The organism is Vibrio sp. 1F279 (assembly GCF_041439815.1).
In the GTDB taxonomy this organism is placed as follows: Bacteria; Pseudomonadota; Gammaproteobacteria; order Enterobacterales; family Vibrionaceae; genus Vibrio; species Vibrio tasmaniensis_A.
In genome coordinates this window covers 85145-109421 of record NZ_JBGOOU010000016.1, presented here as the reverse complement: position 1 = coordinate 109421, position 24277 = coordinate 85145, and the positions used below count along the sequence as shown (strand labels likewise).

Genomic DNA, 24277 nt, shown 5'->3' with positions numbered 1-24277 from the left:
CCTCCGACCGCCTGGTTCGTAGCCAGGTACTCTATCCAGCTGAGCTAAGGGCGCACGGTATCTTCAAGAGAAGAAGTTGTGAAATATATCACATTCTGTTTCTACGAAACAAAAAAAAGGCCATAGGCCTATAATGAATGGCGGTGAGGGAGGGATTCGAACCCTCGATGCGGCTACAAACCACATACTCCCTTAGCAGGGGAGCGCCTTCGGCCACTCGGCCACCTCACCTTATTCATTATTCTCGAAACACTTACAAGTAAGAGTAAAGAGAATGGTGCGCCCTGGAGGATTCGAACCTCCGACCGCCTGGTTCGTAACCAGGTACTCTATCCAGCTGAGCTAAGGGCGCACATTGTTACTTCTGTGTTTGCTTGCAAATTCAAACGTGCAAGAAATGGCGGTGAGGGAGGGATTCGAACCCTCGATGCGGCTACAAACCACATACTCCCTTAGCAGGGGAGCGCCTTCGGCCTCTCGGCCACCTCACCGTCTTGCGGAGGCACATATTACGTTTTACCGAAAATATGTCAAACACTTTATTGAAAAAAATTGGACAAAAACACTCAACCGTTTGCTATTTAATCAAAGCGCTTGCAAATTGAACTTATAAGCTTCAAATCGCGCTTTTTCCCTTAAAAATTAAGGTGAAAGATTGGCAATAATAAACAGCAGAAAACAATTATCTAATTTATCCAGCAGCAAGTGCTACCGCTGTTTGCACAATACTACGGGATGCGTATTTGCGCCATAGGGGAAGCTAACAAATCTTGAGTTTGCGCAGACAAAATACCGTGTAATAGCGATGAGCGATCCTATTTGTATTTCATAACGTCATAAAGCTCTCACTTCACCGCGTTAAGACTAACCCGTTACCACCCCATCGATGTTCAAATGCGTATTTCCATTCCCCCAAGATCAAAAAAGGCTAGCAACAATGCTAGCCTCTTCTCTACGCAAAAGTATTAGTAGTTGCCAGGTGCAACGTTACCATTACCTTTTTCAGCTTGAATGCGCATGTAGATCTCTTCACGGTGAACAGATACTTCTTTAGGTGCGTTAACACCAATACGTACTTGGTTACCTTTAACGCCTAGTACAGTAACTGTTACTTCGTCACCAATCATCAGTGTTTCGCCAACGCGGCGAGTCAAAATTAGCATTCTTTGCTCCTTGAGTAATCTCTAAATTTATCTAGCTACGCGAGCATTATCCAACAAAAGTTATATTTTCGTAAACTATCGATTGAGTTTATTTAACCAAAATGCACTTCTTTTTTAGGATAACCCTGTGTTTCACGCGCTACGATGTATGCATTGTGTAATATGTTAGCAGCCATATCGACTTGCGTTGGTGATATCACCAAAGTTAAAGACTGCTGTTGCAATAAGTGATGCTGTACATCAATTTCGCCTTCAGACAACAATCCATGTGAACTGACCACAATTTCTTGTGTTCGGCTTCCTACCACAGTTAACAAACTAACCTGTTCACTATTACGGATTTTCTCGTCAAAAACTAGTTTTAATTTAGCACTTATGTCCGGTTTGATAATGAGTGCTGCCCGTTCTGCTTCCTCGATCACACTACAGACTTCAATCCCTAATAAATGGCAATGCGACATGAGAGACGGTAAATCTTGATTCAAACACTCGACGCGAACCATCTCTCTTTGAATGGCTATCCCGGCAATATCATTCAAACAGTCATTACCCGCGATAAGTGTTCCCTCGCCTTCTTCAAAGCTCGAAAGCACTCTCAATGGTACATTGTGTCGCCACGCATGTTGAACACATGGAAGGTGTAAAACCTTAGCGCCTCTGCGAGCCATTTCTTCCATAGAGGGAAAGTCTAAGGTATCTAATTTTTTAGATTGCTTAACCACTCTAGGGTCGCAGGAATATACGCCATCAACATCGGTATATATCTGACACTCTTTCGCTTGAAGGGCGCCCGCCAACGCAACGGCCGTGGTGTCTGAACCACCTCGCCCTAAGGTTGTGATATCACCTTTCGCATTAACGCCTTGAAAACCTGCAACAATAACAATCTGGTCATCATCTAACAGCGCTTTAATAGGAGCGGTATCAATACGCTCAATCGTCGCATTATTATGATTAGAATCGGTGTGTATTTTGGCTTGATAGCCAGTCATCGATGTCGCTTCATAACCCAACTTGTGCAACGTCATCGCCAACAAAGCCATGGAAACTTGTTCTCCGGCCGTTAACAGCACATCCAACTCTCTAGCGTTTGGTACGCTATCAACTTGTGAAGCTAAGTTAACTAACCGATTTGTTTCACCTGACATAGCAGAAACGACAACCAGGATCTGGTTCCCTTCATTTTTCGCTTCAATGATTTTTTCTGCTACATGATGGATTCGTTCAATTGAACCCACCGACGTCCCACCAAATTTCTGCACGATAAGAGGCATTTTCACCCTTCCTCACCTTCCCAAGACCAATGTCTATATATGACAAAAAAACACATACTCCGCGTCATGGCGAAGCAATAAAAAATTAACCAAGGAGTCTAACGTTACCATTAGCCTTCTTGGTTAATCTCAATCAAACCTTTTTCAAAGGTTCTTCCAATGGGCAAAATAAAAGATGCCCAATCAGTTGATTGGGCATCTTTGTATCAATTACTTAAGCTTAAAGACGCTCTTCAAGCCAAATACGTACTGATTTAAGCGCTTCAGGTAGCGCTTCAACGTCAGTACCACCCGCTTGAGCCATATCTGGACGACCGCCGCCTTTACCGCCAACTTGCTCAGCAACCATCTTAACGAGGTCACCCGCTTTAACTTTGCCGATAAGGTCTTTGGTTACGCCAGCAATTAAGCCAACTTTACCGTCTGCTACGTTCGCAATCAGGATGATGCCGCTACCCACTTGGTTTTTAGCATTATCAACCATAGTACGTAGGTTCTTGTTATCTGCACCTTCAATGGCAGCAACCAGTACCTTAGTACCAGAGAGCTCTTCTACTTTACCCATGATGTTTGCACCTTCAGCTGCAGCCATCTTTTCTTTAAGTAGTTGGATTTCTTTCTCTAGCGATTTCGCTTTCTTAGCTGATTCAGCAAGCTTCTCTTCGTAAGCGTTAGCCTGAGCTTCTACTGCATCTAGAGCTGCTTCACCCGTTACCGCTTCAATACGACGAATACCAGCAGCGATACCACCTTCTGAAATGATCTTGAATAGACCGATATCACCCGTGTTGCTTGCGTGGATACCACCACAAAGCTCAGTAGAGAAATCGCCCATAGACAGAACGCGAACTTCATCATCGTACTTCTCGCCAAACAGTGCCATCGCACCTTTTTCTTTCGCTGACTCGATGTCCATGATGTTAGTTTCAATCACATGGTTCTTACGAACTTGTGCGTTAACTAGACGCTCTACTTCTTTAATCTGTGCTGGTGTTACCGCTTCAAGGTTAGAGAAGTCAAAACGTAGGTTGTCTGGCTTAACTAAAGAACCTTTCTGAGCAACGTGCTCACCTAGCACTTCGCGCAATGCTGAGTGAAGTAAGTGAGTTGCAGAGTGGTTTAGTGAGATAGCAGCACGACGCTCAGCATCAACCGTTGCTTCTACTTTATCGCCTTGAGTAAATACACCTTCAACTAGCTCACCGTGGTGTGCAAATGCATTACCTAGCTTCTGAGTGTCTTGTACTTTGAACAGACCCGACGCTGTGCTTAGCGTACCCGCGTCACCACATTGACCGCCTGACTCAGCGTAGAATGGTGTCTCTTCAAGGATGATGATTGCTTTGTCGCCTGCCGATAGTGAAGATACTTCTTCGCCGTCAACGAATAACGCAGAGATTTCTCCTGCACCTTCAGTACCTGTGTAACCACAGAACTCAGTGTTCGTGTCTACTTTGATCGTTGCGTTGTAATCAGTACCGAACTGACCCGCTTCACGTGCACGCTTACGCTGTGCTTCCATCGCCTTCTCAAAGCCTTCTTCATCGATAGTAAAGTCGCGTTCACGAGCTACATCGTTAGTAAGGTCAGCCGGGAAGCCGTATGTGTCGTAAAGTTTGAAGACTGTTTCACCGTCAAGCTCTTTGCCTTCAAGTGCGTCTAATGCGTCGTTTAGGATAACCATGCCGCGCTCTAGCGTACGACCAAAGTTCTCTTCTTCGATGCGAAGTACTTTTTCAACAAGCTCTTGCTGTTTCTTAAGCTCTTCAGCTGCAGAACCCATCACTTCAGCCAGTACACCCACAAGTTTGTGGAAGAACACGCCTTGTGCACCAATCTTGTTACCGTGACGCACTGCACGACGAATAATACGACGTAGAACGTAGCCACGACCTTCGTTTGAAGGCATTACGCCATCAGCGATTAGGAATGAACAAGAACGGATGTGGTCAGCGATAACGCGCAGCGATTGGTTAGATAGGTCGTCGTGACCTACTACTTCTGCTGTCGCCTTGATTAGCTTTTGGAATACATCAATTTCGTAGTTAGAGTGAACGCCCTGCATGATTGCAGAGATACGCTCAATACCCATACCAGTATCTACAGCTGGCTTAGGTAGCGGTTCCATAGTGCCGTCAGCATGACGGTTGAACTGCATAAATACGTTGTTCCAAATCTCGATGAAACGGTCACCATCTTCTTCAGGTGTACCAGGACGACCGCCCCAGATGTGCTCACCGTGATCGTAGAAGATTTCAGTACATGGACCACAAGGACCTGTGTCACCCATTGTCCAGAAGTTATCAGATTCAAACTTCTTGCCACCTTCTTTGTCGCCGATGCGAACAATCTTGTCAGCTGGGATGCCCACTTTCTTGTTCCAGATTTCGAATGCTTCGTCATCTGTCTCGTAAACCGTTACTAACAGGCGATCTTTTGGCAGACCTAGTGTTTCAGTCAGGAATTCCCAAGCAAACCCAATCGCTTCTTCTTTGAAGTAATCACCAAAGCTGAAGTTACCTAGCATTTCGAAGAATGTATGGTGACGAGCCGTGAAACCTACGTTTTCAAGGTCATTGTGTTTACCACCCGCACGTACACAACGCTGAGCCGTAGTTGCTCGAGTGTAGGCACGTTTTTCGGCGCCTAAGAAGCAATCTTTGAATTGGTTCATGCCTGCGTTAGTAAATAGCAGGGTTGGATCGTTATGTGGAACTAACGATGAACTGTCTACGATTTGGTGTTCTTTGCTCTCAAAGAACTTAAGGAACGCGTTGCGAACCTCATCAGTGCTCATGTACATGCAGCTCTTCCTGAAAATAGTCGAGTTAGAATTTTGCCGTATTGTAGATCATGGTTAAGGCTTCGACTAGTTTTCTTGTAGAAAAGACACCCTTGGGCAGGATTTTAGTTGGAATTCGATAAAATGAAGAATATTCCACTAGCTCAAGCGAAGAAAAATAAAAAAAACCTCGCACACTATGTACGAGGTTTATGCTGTTGATACTCAATCAAAAACCAGTAAAACCGTTATCAATAGCCTGTATTACCTGTTAGTGCTTAGTGCGTAAGATAACCACTTCATTTTGGTCTAGATTAAATGTGCCACTGCCATTAGAAACAACCACTTGGTCAGTGCCTAATACACTGTCGTAAGTTCCGTTTGCCAATCCTAAATTCACCGCGTTAACCGATGTACCTTGACCGAGGTTCATTGCAACCACAACTACGTCATCGCCTGCGTTACGTTCATATACCAATACATCATTGCTTATCCAACGCTCGATATAATCACCTTGCTGAACCGCATAGCTGTCCTTACGAAGCTTACTTAATGTTTTTATCATCTTGTAAGCATTGGTCGTTTTATCAAAGCTTGGCATCATTTCACGGTTGTATGGGTCGTTACCTTGCTGGCCAAAACCGTTGGTAGTGAAGTTAGCTGCGTAGTGCTCTGTTCCATAGTAAATACATGGGATACCACGAGAGGTCATGATAAGCGCTAAACCCAGCTCCACTCTGTCTTGTGCAAATGCAACACTTTGACGACCACCCCACTTGTCTTTACCTGCGCCAAAGTTCTTCGCGTCTGAGCGTAAAACGGTAGAGATACGAGACGCGTCATGGTTATCCAAAAACACCACTTGCCAATCACTGCTTGTGAATTTTTGGTCACGTAATTTCATGTAATTATTAATAGCGTACATACCAATATTGTTATGGTGAAGTAATGCATTTTCAATCGTATTACGTAATCCAAAGTCAAGCAGTGCTGAACCTGATGTATTGGCAAAATCGATAGAAGCAAAGTTTGATCCCGTTGCGTCAGCGCCTGAATCCATCCACTCACCAAAGAAATAGAAATCTTTACCTTGGCTTTTCTTCGCGTATGCGTTTATTTGGCCAGTAAAATCTTGGATAAACTCTTTATCCATATGTTTCACCGCATCAATACGGATCGCATCTACCCCTAAATCAACCCAGAATTTCGCACCATCAATCAAATACTGACGCGCAGGGCCATCTTTACGTTGATCAAAATCGGTTAAGTTGAATAAGGTTTTATCGCGAACCGCCCTTGCGTCATCCCATTCCCAACCTTGGCCATTAGCAGCAATCGCGCCGTTGTGGTGGTAATAGCTACTATTATCGTTTTTATAATCGGTAATACGGACACCATTTTTATACAGCGCACCGTATTCACCTTCATCATCAGGATTAGAGTGGTTAGGCGCATAATCCAGCACGAGTTTCATGCCGTAGCTGTTCATTTTCGTCTTTAATGCTTTAAAATCTTCAACGGTACCTAGGTGCTCATCAACTTTAAAGAAGTCACGTCCCCAGTAGCCGTGGTAACCCGCTCCACCCCGACTGTCAGGTACGTTAATGTTATCAGCTGGAGGCGTTATCCAAATGGCCGTGATCCCCATATCATGCAAGTAATCTAGCTTTGCGGTTAAACCTTTTAAGTCACCACCAAAGTATTTTTTGAAATCCGATTTGTCTGCCGAATACATGTCGGCACCCGTCGATGTATTATTGGCTGAATCGCCATCATAGAATCGGTCAAGAAACACGAAATACATGGTTTCATCACGCATATCAAAGGGAAGCTTTTCATGGACCACCACTTTATTCGTGTCGTCATAGAAATTAATTTCGTAGGTTTTATTAGGGTCAACAGAGAAATTTGATAGAGGGTAGTTTTCAGACCAATCACCAAAGCGATCAACCTTAAAACTAGGAGAGTTCGTTCCATCACCGGTGTTAAATTTTTTCACTATTTGCCAGTGGTTTGCTTTCACTTTAACCATAGATTCAGCTTGCCAGTTATTGGCGGTACCACGGAAATAGGCCTGGTTCCAATCTGCCATAGCAGGTAGGGAAGCCAGTAATGCTGATAGCACAATAAGCTTATTCTTCATGTGTCGTCCTTTATTCACGTTATGTTGGTGTAGGTTATTGTTTTATATTCTTGTCACGCGATTTAACTATCAGGTCGTGTTTCGTGAGCATGCTATATAGTATCCCTCCCATACAACCATTACGGCCGCGTTAAATAAGGTCAGAAGCGATGAAGTCAGCTGTACGAATAAAACCTTCCTTATATAAGTTCTATTTAATTGAGGCGCGACAGTATCTTGAGAATGAGTTCTCAGGATTCATTTATATTTTTATTATGCCCTTAAGCCAAAGTGAGATACTTAGGGCATATTATTAAGGAGAGGTGTTAGAACGTTCTATTGAAACCATTCATCTACGATAGTTAATGCCAATAAGGCCTGATTTTACAACGTCAGGTTCTGTTCGGTTTCACCATCAAAAATATGACAAAACGCAGAATCAAAATTAAAGCGTACTTGGCTGCCAATATCTGATGTACTTATGCTTTGGTTATTCACTCGCGCAACAATTTCGTTATCACCCAATTTGAAATACAGGTATTTTTCATTCCCTAAGTTTTCAACCACGGTCAGCTCACCAGGGTGTACGTTCACCATCTCATCATCAGCGGCAATATTTATGTGTTCAGGTCGAATGCCTAGACACACAGGCTTATCAATATGATCCACAAGCTTTTCTTGCAAACGTTTAGGAATAATAATTTGGGCGTTAGGGGCAAGTTCCACGTAAATATCATCACCTAACTTGCGTAGGGTTGTGTTCACTAGATTCATGGCTGGGGAGCCGATAAAACCCGCCACAAACTTGTTCTGCGGTGCGTTGTACAAGTTGGTCGGCGTGTCCACTTGCATAATGTTACCTTGATTTAATACACAAATTCGGTCGCCTAAGGTTAAAGCTTCCGTTTGATCGTGCGTGACATAAATCATGGTCGCAGGGTTACCTTCATCTTTAAGAGACTTGTGTAGTTGTGCAATTTTTACACGCATCGAAACACGCAGTTTGGCATCAAGATTGGATAGAGGCTCATCAAATAAGAACACGTCTGGTTTACGAACAATGGCTCGTCCCACCGCGACACGCTGACGCTGACCACCCGACATTTCTTTAGGCTTACGATACAGGAGATCAGTAATTTCTAGTTTTTCAGCGGCATCTTCTACGCGTTGTTTGATCTCTTCTTTTGGTCGCTTTTGCATTTTCAAACCAAAGGCCATGTTATCGAAGACCGTTTTGTGTGGGTACAACGCATAGTTTTGGAATACCATGGCAATACCACGCTCTTTAGGCGCTAAATCATTCACCACTCTATCGCCAATACGCACTTCACCTGCCGAGATATCTTCTAAGCCAGCAATCATTCGCAATGTGGTAGATTTGGCGCAACCAGACGGCCCCACAAATACCATGAACTCACCTTCGTGAATATCTAAGTCAATTCCGTGTACGGCTTTAAAACCATTATCGTACTGTTTTTCTACTTTACGCAGGCTAACTGTTGCCATTTGAAACTCCGAATACGGGTTAAATCTTGATAGGTAAAAATCTTTTTAGCCAGTGACTGGAGCTCTCAAGTTACTGGCTAAAAAGACGTAAACGTTAATCATTGAACATTTAAGGTTTATGTTTAAAACATAGGCACTCTGATATTCAGAGCACCTTTCATCTGTATCACTGCGTCAACCACGAGTTTATAAACGGTGTTATAGCGTGGTTATAAATGGTGATATAGAGTGAGTTATGTCGGTTGGCTACATCGCTTATTTACACGCTTTAACCAATGCACGAACTGGCTTCTTATCTTCGCTAATTTCAACACTCCATAAATATTTGCCATCTTCTGGAATATTAACGGTTGTGTTTTTTGCAAAGCCACCGCGTTTTAGCGCTTTCTCATAACCTGCCGTCATCGACATGCCAGCTGCGGTAAATTGTGGAGACCAGCCCATCGTTGCGAACTGCAAACTTACGTTGCCCGCTTTTTCTTCGCTTACCACTTGGTAAATACCTTTGCCTTTATGCGACATTTGACGGCTTTCCATGTGGATCCACTGGCCATCAGGGAAAGTGCCTATAACATAAAGTGAAGGACGAATTGGCCCGCGATCTTCCACCGTGGCGAGATTACAATCGGCGAAAGGACCTGTTGCTTTCATTTGATCAGCTGCTGGCGTGTCAGCTGTGCTCGCACAGCCCATTAACGCTGAAGATAAAAGTGCGGCTACAAGTAGAGTACGTTTCATTGTCATTTCCTTATTATTTTTTATATATGTAGGGTTCTATTCCGTCTTAGTCATCGCGAGTTAGGGCTTTAATTTTTTAAAGCTCTCGCTTCGGCAACCTATAAACGAAATAGTCTCGCTATTAAGCTCTTTTTCGGTACCACCGCTCTTTTGTCTCTATCAAGTTCTAACGATTTAGAGTTTGGACGGGGGTTACTGTTTTTTTGATGAGTTAATTTGTTCAATACGGCTAAGTTTTTATAATAAGAACGTGCATCTTTCGCCGGATAACCGAACAGATCACTATTGGCAGGGAAAGAGTGGCTCACACCTGATTTGGCTTTAATAACGGAGTTTTTACCGATAGTAAGATGCCCTGCGGTACCGGCTTGACCATGAACAATGACATGATCTTCCAAGGTAGTGTGGCCCGCAAAACCAGCCTGAGATACCAGTAAACAATGCTGGCCTATTTTGCAGTCATGCCCTATTTGCACTAGGTTATCTATTTTGGTTCCACGACCAATAACGGTGTCGCCTAAAGTGCCTCTGTCGATGGTGTTATTACAGCCAATTTCAACTTCATCACCAATGATCACTCGACCCACACTTTCCACGCGTTCATAACGGGTGTTGTGCCCGGTCATGTATTCGAAGCTGTAATTACCAATGGAGTTGTTAGAGTCGATGGTGACATTGTTACCAATCACAGTGCCTTCTTTGATGACTGTATTGGCATGAATTGCAACGTTATTGCCGATTGTTACACCGTTCATGATTTTAACACCGGGCATGAAATGGCAACCTTCACCTATTTGACAATGCTTTCCGATATAAACATCGGGAGTATCTGATGTATTCCCTTGATCAAACAATTGATATTTTTGAACTTTATAATGACGCATTAGTTGATTGAGCTTCTCAGCTTCGAGCTTCTCAATCACGATTTTTGTTTTTGCTTTAGTCTGTAAAATGGCTTCTGGCCCAACAATGACATCAGCCAAAGTTTCAGATAGCCCTTTTAAATCGGCTTTAGCAAAGACAATGGCTAAGCCGCCCTCTTCTACGCTGGAAACTGGGCGAATCTTCGATATTTCTACCGTGTTATCACCTTCAATTTTTCCACCAACGATTTGGGCGATATCTGAAACTTTGATCATAATATTACTCTGTCATTTGAGTTGTGATTAATACCACTTAGAAGCGGTAAAGCGCTTGTAGGTACATTGTTTCTTGTTCTACAGTTTTCTCTTCGCCTTTCAGCTTAGAGAAGGTCTCTGTGTCTTTAGCCCACTCAAGTTCGCCTTTTACCAACCAATCGTCGCCAATTGCTTGCTCATAGCCTAAAGTTGCCTTACGAATATCTTTGAAGAAAGTTTCGTTCTTTGCCCAACCGTCTGTATGTTTCGTTTCGTTTTCACCAATACGAGCACGAACGTACATAGTGCCGGCTTCTTCAAAGCTGTACTGAACGATTGGTTCAATATACATCTCGGTGAAATCGCTGGCTTCATTGAGTGAACCGTTTCCGGTTTTCGCTTTATTTTCTTTAACTTGATAGTAGAGCTCAGCTGCAACTTCCCACTGACCAAAGCGCTTGTAAGGTTTAAATAAGAGGCTGTAACCTTCCTCTTCACGAGAACCCCAAGCACTCTTATCTGAATCGTTGTATAGGTACTCTAGGTTTGAATAGAAACCCGCTGAATATTCATTATTCCAGTACGTAAGGTATGGACGAATACTGTGCTCAGCTTTCGTGGTTTTCAAGCCGTCTACTTTCGCAGAGGTAACAATATCACCCTTTGTATATTCCAACTCATAGATCAAGCCCGTTCCCCAACCATTTCCTAGTTGAAAACTTTTGTTTAATGATAATAAGTGCTTATATCCATTTTCTGTTTCTGCGTATGCGCCTTTCTTTTTCTTACGATTTTCAAGTTTGAACGCGTAAAGTGCTGTCGCATTCCACGCAGCGTTGTTATAGAAGACGTTAAACACTTCATGAGTCGTTGTACGCTCTTTAGACTTGCCGCCACCCCATGATGCAAAATCAGTGATGTTTTTCTCTTCGACTTCAATCGATGTTCCAACATGCCCACCAAATTTTAAAGCGTCATAAAAAAAGATATCACTTGGAGACATAGTTCGGTCATCAGCAGCCGAAGCGCCAGCACTAATAAGTAAAGTGTTGGTGATCACTACAGACAATAATGTTTTTTTCACGGTCATTCCTTATTGATTCTTCACTGAATCATTTGTTGTTATTTGTAGGGTTATTTTTGTTCACTGTTTCTCTTTATCTATCCACTGTGTCTCTTGATAGGCTTGCTGATTTCGCAACATTTAACCAGAAAAACATAGTCGTCCGTAATGAACGCCTATTTATTGTTCTAGAATTATAAATGTTTTGCTTCCTATTGAATTTAGAAATGAGAGATCAATCACCCTTGACTGCAGAGATTATTGATCACCATCACAAACGGTAGGCTTTTCATTAATCTAAGTATCAAAACGAACAAAGCACCGTTCAAAAGCCCCAATAAACAAGACATAAAACCCTATAGCTACCAGATGTAAAAAGCACAAACAGAAGGTGATAACCATCACAAATACGCTGACATTTTAACCAGGTAATGTTGACATATTGTCGGCGAGACATACCATAGTAGTACTTAACGAACGACTACTAAGAATTTAAATAGCGCGGTGTCAGTATGAAAAATTCAGGAATGAAAAAGAATCTATTCGCGGCAGCCTTAATGGCGGCAACGTTAACGACCAGTACATTAGCGGCTGCAGCCGATGCAAACGCAGACACAATTCAGCCAGAAAATGGGGCTGAGTTGTTAATCTGGACCGACAAAACAACACTCGACTACATGGAGTACGCCGCTCAGTCCTTTAATAAGGAGTTAGGATACGATATTGATTTTTCATTCCGTGGGTTAGCGCCTATCGATGCCGCTTCTCGTTTGATTCAGGATGGCGGCTCTGCTCGCGTGGCAGATGTGGTAGAGATTGAACATGACTTATTGGGGCGATTAGTCGTGGCAGGTGGGGCGATGGAGAATCTGGTATCTGCCGAACGTATCTCGAATACTTTTATGCCAAATGCGATTAATGCGTCTCAAGCTGAAGGGGTGAGCTATGGCTTCCCAGTTAGCTTCGCCACTACCGCTCTGTTCTACAATAAAGATTTACTGACTAAAGCACCTGAAACTTTTGAAGAAATTATTGAATTTTCAAAAACTTTCAACAATAAGCAAGAGCATAAATACGCACTGCTTTGGGACATACAGAACTATTACGAGTCTCGTATGTTTGTCACGCTTTACGGCGCATACGAATTTGGTAATAACGGTACCGATGCAAAAGACATCGGCATCAACTCTGAAAAAGCCCAACAAGGCTTAGAAGCAATGAAAACCCTGCAAGTGGCCAACAATTCAAATCCAGTTGATATGCGCAACCCGCAAGTACGTCGTGGCTTATTTAATGAAGGAAAAGTCGCCGCTATTATCGACGGCCCTTGGGCAATCGAAGGGTATCAAGAATCAGGTATAAATCTTGGTGTTGTACCTATGCCAAAATTAGCAGGCCAACAACCACGCACTTTTGCAACTGTTCGTCTTGCGGTTGTGTCTTCTTACACTGAGTATCCGAAAGCCGCACAATTATTTGCTGACTACCTTACTTCCGACGCGATGCTGAAAAAACGCTATGAGATGTCAAGAGCACTCCCTCCTATCCAGTCAGTTATGGAAGAGATCATTGTTGATGCCGATGAAGCAACTTACGCCATTATTACGCAAGGTTTCTACTCAGACGCAATGCCATCTATTCCTGAAATGGGCTTCATTTGGTCACCAATGGCCAGTGCTATTACAGACTACTGGGTAAACGATAAACCTGCGAGTTCTGTTCTAGACCGTGCGCTTTCGATCATCGAAGAACAAATAGAATTACAAGAGTAACCTCTGAACTCCCGTCGCGACTCACAAGCGACTTAGCTCATGCGCTGTGTCATAAAGCCACAGCGCTAGTTCAGGGCGTGACCAGAAAACGAATACATAACGACAACCTAAACAATAGAGATAAACAATGTTGTTAACAGAGAATCAGCCGGCATCGCGAATGCCCGCTTCACTCCTTATTATGGGGAGTACACAGATCGTAAAAGGTCATTGGATAAAAGGCGGTGTATTTTTAGCCATGCAGCTAATCACATTGTTGATTCTCCCGGAGCTGTTGGCCTCGCTAAAAGGCTTAGTCACTTTAGGAGATGTCGCTCAAGTTCGTGAAGGCTTTAAAATATTACAGGGCGATAACTCGGTCTTTATGTTGGTCGAAGGGGTCATAGCCCTACTCTACAGCTTCTTATTCATCTGTCTGTACATCGCTAATGTCCAAGATGCAAAAGTCAGCCTTAAGTCACGACTGAACCTTCGAGAACAATTTAAAGACATTTACGACCAAAAGTTCGCGTTCATCATGCTATCGCCAGCTTTTATTGCCAGTATCGCATTCATTATTTTACCAATCATAATTACGGTACTCGTCTCTTTCACTAACTATTCGGCACCTCATCATATCCCACCAAGAAACCTTGTAGATTGGGTGGGGTTTAAAAACTTTGTTTCACTATTTGAACTGAAAATATGGTCGAGCACTTTCTTCGGTGTCGCTTCTTGGACGGTTCTGTGGGCATTTTTTGCCACCATATGTACTTGTGGGTTTGGTTTTTTACTGGCGCTTGCGCTACAAAATCGAAACATTAAAGCAAAAAAAGCATGGCGCTTTATCTTTATTCTCCCTTATGCCATTCCTGCTTTCGTGACCTTATTGATGTTCCGCTTGCTACTGAATGGTATTGGACCAGTCAACGCAACGTTAAACTCGTGGGGCTTTGATTCGATTGCCTTCTTATCAGACCCTTTCACCGCAAAAATTACCGTTATCGCGGTGAGTGTTTGGGTTGGCGCACCTTACTTTATGCTGCTTATTGCAGGGGCACTGACTAACATTTCAAGCGAACTTTATGAAGCCAGTGAAGTCGATAGTGCAAGCAAGTTCCAGCAATTTAAAGAAATCACCCTGCCTATGGTGTTGCACCAAGTGGCCCCATCGTTGGTCATGACCTTTGCCCATAACTTCAATAACTTTGGGGCGATTTACCTGTTAACCGAAGGGGGTCCTATCAACCCTGAATATCGATTCGCAGGGCACACCGACATTCTGATCACTTGGATTTACAAGCTCACGCTCGACTTCCAGCAGTATCAAATCGCTTCGGTTATCTCAATCATTATCTTCTTGTTCTTGTCTGGTATTGCGATATGGCAATTCAGCCGCATGAAGTCATTCAAAGACGATGTAGGTATGTAACATGGCTAATTTAAATAGTACGAATAAGTTAATTAACATGGACAAATACATTGGCAAAATAGGCACCCTAGTCGTGTACCTATTTCTCATTGCCAACGCATTATTAGTACTTGGACCAGTGATTTGGACAGTGCTAGCTTCATTCAAAACGGGGAATAACTTATTCAGTTCTTCTTTCACAAGCATTGACTTTACGCTCGACCACTACCGCGCATTGTTCACGGACACACCCTATTTAGACTGGTATAAAAACACCTTTCTTCTCGCGACAGCGAATATGGTTATCTCACTGGTTGTCGTGACTATTTCAGCGTTTGTGTTCTCTCGCTACCGCTTCAATGGTAAGCGCAACATTATGATGAGCATTCTTGTATTGCAGATGTTCCCGGCCTTTCTTTCAATGACGGCTATCTACATCTTGCTATCAAAAATGGGATTGATTGATACCTATGCTGGCTTGTTATTTGTGTATGTAACGGGCTCATTACCATTCATGATTTGGTTGGTGAAAGGTTATTTCGATGCCATTCCCACTTCATTAGATGAAGCAGCAAAAATTGATGGCGCAGGCCACATGACGATTTTCCTCGAGATCATTCTCCCTCTCGCGAAACCTATCTTAGTGTTTGTTGGTTTAGTGTCTTTCACCGCACCTTGGATGGACTTCATTTTACCTACGCTTATCTTACGCAGCGAAGAAAAAATGACGCTAGCCATCGGTATTTTCAGTTGGATTTCATCTAACTCAGCGGAGAATTTCACGCTGTTTGCCGCGGGTTCATTATTGGTTGCAGTGCCCATCACTTTGCTATTTGTTGCGACTCAAAAACACATTACTACCGGCCTCGTCAGCGGTGCAGTTAAAGAATAATAATTAGGGATGATTTCCGCTATGGCTATTACAAATTCAGTTATCAACAAACCGATTACAAAAAGCTCGCTGACTCACTCAGCAAAAAGTGCAGACAGCTACGCTTACAACAATGAAACGCTTCACCTTCGCTTACGCAGTGCAAAAGGCGAACTAGACAAGGTTTCACTTTGGATCGGCGACCCGTACCACTGGGCAGAAGGCGGCCTCGATGGTGGCAATCTAGGTGGCAGTGATGCACACGGTTGGGTGGGTGGCAATGAAGTGACCATGATTCATGAAGGGGAAACCGAGTATCACGACCACTGGTTTGCAGAGTTTACTCCACCGAAACGTCGTAGCCGTTATGGCTTTATTTTGTACGGAAAAGGCGGCGAAAAGATTCTATTTGGAGAAAAACGCTGCGCCGACATTTCAACGACTGAAAACGCAGAAATCGAGCTGAGCAACTTAAGTAATTTCTTCTGTTTTCCTTACATAAACCCTCGTGACGTTTTAAAGACACCGACGTGGATAAAAGACACTATTTGGTACCAAATATTCCCCGAGCGCTTTGCTAATGGTCGCCCTGAAACATCACCTGCCAACGTACAGCCTTGGGGAACCAGACCTGTATCCGACAACTTTATGGGTGGCGATTTATGGGGCGTGATCGATAAACTCGATTACCTGCAAGATCTTGGCGTGAATGGTTTGTATTTGTGCCCTATTTTCACAGCCAACGCCAACCATAAATACGACACTGTCGACTACTACAATGTAGACCCTCACTTTGGCGGCAATGAAGCTTTTAAAGCACTCGTCGATGAAGCCCATAAACGCGGCATGAAAATTATGCTCGACGCGGTGTTCAACCACATTGGGTCTCAATCACCACTATGGCTAGACGTTGTGAATAACGGGGCAAAGTCCAAATACGCCGACTGGTTTTGGATCAATCAGTTCCCTGTATACCCAGATACGCCAAAAGAAGACTGGGATTTCTGGAACTTAAACTACGAAACCTTCGCCAACGTCGTCGAAATGCCAAAGCTGAATACTGAAAATGAAGAGTGTCGCGCATACTTATTAGACGTGGCGCGCCACTGGGTAGAAGAGTTCAACATTGATGGATGGCGTTTAGACGTAGCCAACGAAGTGGACCACGCGTTTTGGCGTGACTTCCGTAAAGTCGTAAAAGATGCCAACCCAGACTGCTACATTCTTGGAGAGATTTGGCACGAAGGTATGCCTTGGCTACGCGGCGACCAATACGATTCGTTGATGAATTACCCGCTGACACAAGCCATTACCGACTACTTTGGTCTTGGCGACGTTGATAAAGAGAGCTTTGTAAATGCAGTGAACGCGTCGTACATGGCATACCCACGCAACGTAAACGAAGCGATGTTTAACTTATTAGATAGCCATGACACCACTCGCATTATCTCTTTATGCCAGGGCGACAAACGTAAAGCTAAATTAGCTTATTTATTTATGTTCACTCAAGTCGGTGCTCCATGCATTTATTATGGTGGCGAAATTGGTATGGATGGCGGCCGCGGCATGGGCAGCGAAGACAACCGAAAATGTATGATATGGGAAGAATCAGAGCAAGACTTAGAATTCAAAAACTTCATTCAAGAAATGATCGCTTTGCGTAAAGCCAATCCCGATTTTAATCAGCCTAGCATTGACTGGTTAAACGTGGAGGATGAAAAAGGGACGGCAGACAAAGAGTGTATCGCTTACCTCCGTGGCAATTTAATGTTTGTTCTAAACAACAGCGATAAAGATAAACAGATCATGCTCGATGGAAAATCACTGACCATTAGCGCTTATGGCTACGTGATTGAGCAAGCGAACTAAATCCAAGTGTGTCATTAATCAAATCATGCTCATTAAAGCAGAACCAAATATAGTGATGGGAATCGCGATTGATTCCCACTCTATTTACTCGGTCGCCAGCACCTCTAACGGACAAGAGGTGTATAGAATGGTGCAGCGCACTCCTGGCGACCTTGCCCACTTGACTCAACATTTGATAAGCCGAATATCAAGCGTCAGCTACCGCTATGGACGTATCGCCGCGATAGGCATAAGTGTATCTGAGTTTTTTTTATCTCATCGCCAATCCGTACATAAAGTTGCAAAATCAAGTCCTACTCACTCGACAGAAATCACCCAATTAACACGAAACCTGAATCAGCATTTCAAGGTCGACTGCTCGCTTGTGATGCATTCACACAGTGCGGCCATTGCGTGCGACGCTATTAGTAACGCCATGAAAAGCGCTGACTCAATTGAACAACCACTCTCGGCAGGTTCAAGTCTAAATAAGAGGGCTAGAGATTTATACAAAGAGGCCATACTCAGCGTATTTTTGGGCGATGGTTGTGGCATAAGTTTTTATCAAAATAACGAGCAAGTGCACCACCCATTAAGCTCACATTGGGCACATTCAAGGTTGCCTAATTTTCAATGGCTCGTTGATGGCTTAACTCCTGTATGTCGCTGTGGAAATGAGGCCTGCATTGAACAGTTTTTATCCGCACCAAGTATTGAGCGGCAATATCATCAAGTCGTGCTAAAAGACCAAACTTTAACGCAAATTTTTTCAGGCGTAGACCTAAGTGAACCGCATGCATCGCGCATATATCGTACTTATATCGACCAATTGGCGCGCAGTTTAGTTAATCCCATTCAGCAATTACAGCCCACACGACTCGTATTATCAGGCGAAGCAACGACCTACCCTACATTAACGGCAGATTTAAAAGTCGCATTGTCTCGCTACATTCACGTTAATGAAATTCCAGTGATTATTCACCCAAAACAAGATGAATTCACCTTTGCTCGCGGAGCGTTTCTCATCGCTGAAAAAAATCACAACAATCATTTACGCTCGTCGTGACAAGAATGGTAACCTTAGAAGGAGAAGATATTGAATAGTTTCAGAGGACAACCCGTGTCAGAGCTAGTCACCAAATTAATGGATTTTGGGTTTACCAAAACCGATGCGCTTGTTTATATTAATTTACTCAAAAATGGCCAATCCAGCGGATATAAAATCGCGAAAGAGATCTCTATCTCCCGCTCTTCTGTTTACTCGTCTATCGATAATCTTTACGCCAATGGCTACATTTTCATGTCTGATGGCGACACTAAAGAGTACGAAGCTAAATCACCAGACTTGATTTTCAGCCAGATAGAAAAAAAGACCGTCACCAATATTAATTTCCTTAAATCAGAATTATCTAAGATGATGCTGAAAGAGGAAAAAGAGTTTGTTTACAACGTATCGGGGTTCGACAACTTACTTCAAAAGGCCAAGGAAATCATTAATCAGGCAAATCTAGAAATTTACCTGAATACCGATTTTAACCTTGAGTTGTTTGGCAAAGAATTATGCGACGCCGTGGAACGTGGAGTACGAGTGATTGGCTTTTCATTCAACAAAATGGCGAGCCCACATGAAAAGATAGAACTACATTCGCGTTCTGAAAATGAAGAAACCGAATACCCTTCACACCGCTTTATGTGCGTAGCCGATATGAAGCTCGCCCTCATGTTCTCACACCGTGAAGAAACCTTAGGTTTGTATGCCAATAATCGCTTAATTGTAAAAATGATAGCAGAGCATATTCACAGCGATATTTACCTAACAGAATACGAGCGCCTGGCTCCTAATCAGCACCAACACGTCAGAGTAAATACGATTCACGAACAGCATAATGCCATGGTACTCGACGAGCTTAAGAAGCACTAACTCAGCAGATCGAATTCAATAATAAGATACGAACAAAGGTCTAGTAATAGGCCTTTCGGGGAAAGAAATTTTGACGGGAATCTATTTAATCCAAAGGGTTTCTTTGGTTATTTGATAAAGAATAGATTTATGAGTGCATAACTATAAGTCATCTAGAGCAGCCAACCTACCGTCACTTTCCTCTAAACAATCAAATACTTTACATTTTTACGACTAAAACAATAAAGCCTCGAAAATTCGAGGCTTTAAAATCTTTCAAAGTCATGCATTCTTTGAAGATGACTTAACAAAACGTTAGCTTATAGCTCTTCGTTTTCTTCTTCCTTCTCTGCACCCTTCTCTTCAAGCACAGCAGGAGTTAGCAGTAACTCACGAAGTTTAGTATCAATTTCTAGAGCAACTTCTGGGTTTTCACGCAGGTATTTACCAGCGTTTGCTTTACCTTGGCCGATCTTGTCGCCTTTGTAGCTGTACCAAGCGCCTGCTTTTTCTACTAGCTTATTCTTAACACCTAAGTCGATAAGCTCACCTTCGCGGTTGAAGCCCTTGCCGTAAAGGATTTGAGTTTCAGCTTGTTTGAATGGTGCAGCAATCTTGTTCTTAACAACCTTGATACGAGTCTCGTTACCAACAACTTCATCACCATCTTTGATTGCACCAGTACGGCGAATATCAAGACGAACAGATGCGTAGAACTTAAGTGCATTACCACCTGTTGTTGTTTCTGGGTTACCGAACATTACACCAATTTTCATACGAATTTGGTTAATGAAAATAGCCATACAGTTTGACTGCTTAAGGTTACCTGTTAGCTTACGCATTGCTTGAGAAAGCATACGAGCTTGCAGACCCATGTGGCTATCGCCCATTTCGCCTTCGATCTCAGCTTTAGGTGTTAGTGCAGCAACCGAGTCAATAACAAGAACATCGATAGCACCTGAACGAGCCAGTGCATCACAGATTTCAAGCGCTTGCTCACCCGTATCTGGTTGAGACACAAGCAAAGCGTCGATATCAACACCCAGCTTTTGAGCGTAGATAGGGTCAAGTGCGTGCTCGGCATCGACGAATGCACACGTTTTACCCACTTTCTGTGCTGCTGCGATAAGCTCAAGCGTTAGCGTTGTTTTACCTGATGATTCCGGACCGTAAACTTCTACGATACGTCCCATAGGTAGGCCACCAGCACCTAGTGCGATATCTAGAGATAGAGAACCTGTAGAAATAGTTTCTACGTCCATTGTGCGGTTATCACCAAGACGCATGATTGAACCTTTACCAAATTGCTTTTCAATCTGACCAAGGGCTGCGGCTAACGCTTTTTGTTTATTCTCGTCCATTACTATCTCCACATAATCGGTTGTCTTAACAAGCGATCTAGAATCTATTTCTAACCCACATAGGGGTGACTAATTGGCTTTTATTATACTGTTGATTCATACAGTGTCTATACCTGTATGAAAATAATTTGTACAAATGTTACTTACCTTCCATTGATAGGTAATCATAAATAACTTGTAGGGCATGGTGCGTGGCTTGTTGGCGTACTTGTGATCTGTCGCCTGTAAATACATGCGTTTCTACTTTATCCCAACCGTTTAGTGCTTTCCAAGCGAAACATACCGTTCCAACAGGCTTATCTTCGGTCGCGCCACCTGGGCCAGCAATACCACTGATCGATACAGAGATAGTCCCATTTGAATGTTGCAATGCCCCGCTCGCCATTTCTATTACGACAGGCTCACTCACCGCACCGAACTCAACTAAGGTTTTAAGCTGTACGCCGATCATCTCTTGCTTCGCTTCATTGCTGTAGGTAACAAAAGCGCGATCAAACCAACCAGAGCTCCCTGCGATATCCGTCACCGCACTAGCAACCCCACCGCCAGTGCAAGATTCAGCCGTCACTAAAACGTGTTTATGTTTAGCAAGTAAGTATCCAAGCTGTTCACTAAGATCTTGAGTCATCTGCATCATCAACTTCCCTTTATCTACTGTCATATCATTCGGATTCGCATCTTTTCGCATGTGTCGCTTTTCGCACGAAACGCTTTCACGTATCCTAAGCCGCAATAGAAATAAACGAAAGAAGTTAACTGTGAAAGCCGATCAAAAACATACTCCCATGATGCAGCAGTACCTAAAGCTAAAAGCAGAAAATCCAGAAATTCTGCTGTTCTACCGCATGGGCGATTTCTACGAGCTTTTCTACGATGATGCTAAAAAAGCCTCTCAACTCCTCGATATTTCGCTAACCAAGCGTGGCTCTTCAAACGGTGAGCCTATTCCTATGGCGGGCGTTCCATACCACGCCGTTGAAGGTTACCTTGCGAAGTTAGTGCAGTTGGGCGAGTCCGTAGCGATTTGTGAGCAGATTGGTAATCCAGCAACTTCAAAGGGCCCGGTTGAGCGTGCTGTCGTACGTATCGTTACACCCGGTACCGTGACCGATGAGGCTTTGCTTTCTGAGCGCATTGATAACCTGATTGCCTCTATTTACCACCACAATGGTAAATTTGGCTACGCGACGCTTGATATTACTTCTGGCCGATTCCAGCTATGTGAGCCGGAAACCGAAGAAGCAATGGCGGCAGAACTGCAGAGAACCTCACCTCGTGAGCTACTGTTCCCTGAAGATTTCGAACCTGTAAATCTAATGGCAAGCCGTAATGGCAATCGCCGCCGCCCGGTATGGGAATTTGAATTAGATACCGCGAAGCAGCAATTGAATAAGCAGTTTGGTACTCGCGATCTGGTTGGCTTTGGCGTAGAAGGCGCGAAACTAGGCTTATGTGCGGCTGGTTGTTTGATCCAATACGTGAAAGATACCCAACGTACTGCCCTTCCACATATCCGTTCACTGACGATGGATAAGCAAGATCACTCGGTGATCCTCGATGCAGCGACTCGCCGTAATTTGGAGATCACGCAAAATCTTGCTGGTGGTACTGATAACACCCTTGCCGAAGTACTTGATCACACCGCGACGGCTATGGGTAGCCGTATGCTTAAGCGCTGGTTACATCAACCAATGCGCAATATCTCTGCACTCGATCAGCGCCTAGATGCTATTGGTGAAATGAAAGATTTGGCTCTCTTTACAGAGCTACAGCCAACCTTGAAACAGATCGGGGATATCGAACGTATTCTTGCTCGACTAGCACTTCGCTCAGCTCGTCCTCGTGATATGGCACGACTTCGCCAAGCGATGGAATATTTGCCAGAACTTGCAGAAACACTGACGCAATTGAAGCACCCATACCTAACTCAACTTGCTCAATATGCCTCGCCTGTGGATGAGGTTTCTGAACTACTTGAGCTAGCGATCAAAGAGAACCCTCCCGTGGTTATCCGTGACGGCGGTGTAATTGCAGAAGGCTACAATTCCGAGTTAGACGAATGGCGCGACCTTGCAGCTGGCGCAACCGAATTTCTTGATAAACTTGAGCAAGAAGAGCGCGAACGTCATGGTATCGATACACTTAAAGTGGGCTACAACAACGTACACGGTTTCTTCATTCAAGTAAGCCGCGGACAAAGCCACCTTGTGCCACCACACTATGTTCGCCGTCAAACGCTGAAAAATGCAGAGCGTTACATCATTCCTGAGCTAAAAGAGCACGAAGACAAAGTGCTTAGCTCTAAATCGAAAGCCCTAGCTATCGAGAAGAAGTTGTGGGATGAGTTGTTTGATTTGTTACTGCCTTATCTAGAGCGACTACAAAACATTGCTTCTTCAGTGTCTCAACTGGATGTTCTACAAAACTTAGCTGAACGTGCAGACACCCTTGATTACTGTCGTCCAACCATGACAGAGTCTGCTGGCGTACAAATTCAGGCCGGTCGTCACCCCGTTGTTGAACAAGTGATGGACGAACCCTTTATTGCTAACCCTATCGACCTCAATGATCAACGTAAGATGCTGATCATCACAGGTCCAAACATGGGTGGTAAGTCGACCTACATGCGTCAGACTGCACTCATTGCGCTGATGGCTCATATTGGTTGTTATGTTCCAGCAGAAAGCGCGACGATTGGTTCTATCGACCGTATCTTTACGCGTATTGGCGCATCCGATGACTTAGCTTCGGGTCGTTCAACCTTCATGGTTGAGATGACAGAGACCGCGAATATCCTGCACAATGCAACACCAAATAGCCTTGTGTTAATGGATGAAATCGGTCGTGGTACCAGTACTTACGATGGTCTGTCTCTGGCTTGGGCAAGTGCGGAATGGCTAGCTAATCAAATCAATGCGATGACACTATTTGCAACGCACTACTTTGAGCTAACTGAGCTGCCTAACCAACTTCCAACACTGGCTAACGTGCACCTAGACGCGGTAGAACACGGCGACAGCATTGCCTTTATGCACGCAGTTCAAGAAGGTGCCGCAAGTAAATCTTACGGCCTTGCGGTTGCAGGATTGGCTGGCGTGCCTAAAGCAGTGATCAAAAACGCACGTGCGAAGCTGACTCAGCTAGAAGCATTGAGTATCGACTCTCCGACATCAAAGCCAAGTGGCGTTGATATCGCGAACCAACTGAGCCTGATACCTGAACCAAGTGAAGTAGAACAAGCACTTGCGAATGTTGATCCTGATGATCTGACACCTCGCCAAGCATTAGAAGAACTCTACCGCTTGAAGAAGCTGCTTTAGTTTCTTATCAAGTAGCTTGTTATTGCCGTCCGTGATTTTGATTAGACGG

Annotated in this window: 17 protein-coding genes and 3 tRNA genes; 7 read left to right on the top strand and 13 right to left on the bottom strand. The window is 43.8% G+C overall.

Annotation, left to right across the window (positions count from 1 at the left end; genetic code table 11):
- Positions 1-138: 138 nt before the first annotated feature.
- From ACED60_RS13550 to ACED60_RS13500, 11 genes are all read right to left on the bottom strand, one after another.
- A tRNA-Ser gene (locus ACED60_RS13550) sits at positions 139-231 on the bottom strand.
- A gap of 44 nt (positions 232-275) precedes the next feature.
- A tRNA-Arg gene (locus ACED60_RS13545) sits at positions 276-352 on the bottom strand.
- 46 nt (positions 353-398) lie between these two features.
- Positions 399-491, bottom strand: a tRNA-Ser gene (locus ACED60_RS13540).
- Positions 492-965: 474 nt separating this feature from the next.
- Positions 966-1163, bottom strand: a complete 198-nt coding sequence (gene csrA, locus ACED60_RS13535) for a carbon storage regulator CsrA (RefSeq protein ID WP_009847619.1) — start codon at positions 1161-1163, stop codon at positions 966-968.
- A gap of 92 nt (positions 1164-1255) precedes the next feature.
- The gene (locus ACED60_RS13530) at positions 1256-2437 is read right to left on the bottom strand and encodes an aspartate kinase (RefSeq protein ID WP_371727757.1); all 1182 of its coding nucleotides are present in this window, start codon (positions 2435-2437) and stop codon (positions 1256-1258) included.
- Positions 2438-2657: 220 nt separating this feature from the next.
- A complete protein-coding gene (gene alaS, locus ACED60_RS13525; RefSeq protein ID WP_371727756.1) occupies positions 2658-5240 on the bottom strand; it encodes an alanine--tRNA ligase in 2583 nt (860 codons plus the stop codon).
- A gap of 250 nt (positions 5241-5490) precedes the next feature.
- Positions 5491-7362, bottom strand: a complete 1872-nt coding sequence (locus ACED60_RS13520) for an alpha-amylase family glycosyl hydrolase (protein WP_371727755.1) — start codon at positions 7360-7362, stop codon at positions 5491-5493.
- Positions 7363-7725: 363 nt separating this feature from the next.
- Positions 7726-8847: an ABC transporter ATP-binding protein gene (locus ACED60_RS13515; protein WP_012604763.1), complete on the bottom strand. Its 1122-nt coding sequence runs from the start codon at positions 8845-8847 to the stop codon at positions 7726-7728.
- Positions 8848-9102: 255 nt separating this feature from the next.
- Positions 9103-9585, bottom strand: coding sequence for a glycosidase (locus ACED60_RS13510; protein ID WP_371727754.1), 483 nt, complete (start codon positions 9583-9585; stop codon positions 9103-9105).
- Between the two features lie 98 nt (positions 9586-9683).
- Positions 9684-10724 carry a UDP-3-O-(3-hydroxymyristoyl)glucosamine N-acyltransferase gene (gene lpxD / locus ACED60_RS13505; RefSeq protein ID WP_371710402.1) on the bottom strand — a complete coding sequence of 347 codons (1041 nt, stop codon included), beginning with the start codon at positions 10722-10724 and terminating at the stop codon, positions 9684-9686.
- A gap of 37 nt (positions 10725-10761) precedes the next feature.
- A complete protein-coding gene (locus ACED60_RS13500) occupies positions 10762-11793 on the bottom strand; it encodes a hypothetical protein (protein WP_009847626.1) in 1032 nt (343 codons plus the stop codon).
- A gap of 500 nt (positions 11794-12293) precedes the next feature.
- Between ACED60_RS13500 and ACED60_RS13495 the strand changes: the two genes are divergently transcribed.
- From ACED60_RS13495 to ACED60_RS13470, 6 genes are all read left to right on the top strand, one after another.
- Positions 12294-13538, top strand: a complete 1245-nt coding sequence (locus ACED60_RS13495; RefSeq protein WP_017100763.1) for a maltose ABC transporter substrate-binding protein — start codon at positions 12294-12296, stop codon at positions 13536-13538.
- Between the two features lie 127 nt (positions 13539-13665).
- On the top strand, positions 13666-14949 hold the full coding sequence (locus ACED60_RS13490) for a carbohydrate ABC transporter permease (RefSeq protein WP_371727753.1): 1284 nt from the start codon (positions 13666-13668) through the stop codon (positions 14947-14949).
- Between the two features lie 37 nt (positions 14950-14986).
- Entirely contained in the window at positions 14987-15820 is an 834-nt protein-coding gene (locus ACED60_RS13485) for a sugar ABC transporter permease (RefSeq protein ID WP_029223077.1), read from the top strand.
- A 9-nt stretch (positions 15821-15829) separates the two neighbouring features.
- Positions 15830-17668: a glycoside hydrolase family 13 protein gene (locus ACED60_RS13480; protein WP_371727751.1), complete on the top strand. Its 1839-nt coding sequence runs from the start codon at positions 15830-15832 to the stop codon at positions 17666-17668.
- A complete protein-coding gene (locus ACED60_RS13475) occupies positions 17652-18713 on the top strand; it encodes an ROK family protein (protein WP_371727750.1) in 1062 nt (353 codons plus the stop codon). Before ACED60_RS13480 ends, ACED60_RS13475 begins: the two co-directional genes overlap by 17 nt.
- A gap of 54 nt (positions 18714-18767) precedes the next feature.
- Positions 18768-19568: a TrmB family transcriptional regulator gene (locus ACED60_RS13470; RefSeq protein ID WP_009847632.1), complete on the top strand. Its 801-nt coding sequence runs from the start codon at positions 18768-18770 to the stop codon at positions 19566-19568.
- 299 nt (positions 19569-19867) lie between these two features.
- Here ACED60_RS13470 and recA read toward each other — a convergent pair whose 3' ends face one another.
- Positions 19868-20908, bottom strand: coding sequence for a recombinase RecA (gene recA / locus ACED60_RS13465; RefSeq protein WP_009847633.1), 1041 nt, complete (start codon positions 20906-20908; stop codon positions 19868-19870).
- 139 nt (positions 20909-21047) lie between these two features.
- Positions 21048-21542 carry a CinA family protein gene (locus ACED60_RS13460; protein WP_029225457.1) on the bottom strand — a complete coding sequence of 165 codons (495 nt, stop codon included), beginning with the start codon at positions 21540-21542 and terminating at the stop codon, positions 21048-21050.
- Between the two features lie 124 nt (positions 21543-21666).
- On the opposite strand from ACED60_RS13460, the gene mutS reads away from it, so the two are divergent.
- Positions 21667-24228: a DNA mismatch repair protein MutS gene (mutS, locus tag ACED60_RS13455; RefSeq protein ID WP_371727749.1), complete on the top strand. Its 2562-nt coding sequence runs from the start codon at positions 21667-21669 to the stop codon at positions 24226-24228.
- The last annotated feature ends 49 nt before the right edge of the window (positions 24229-24277 follow it).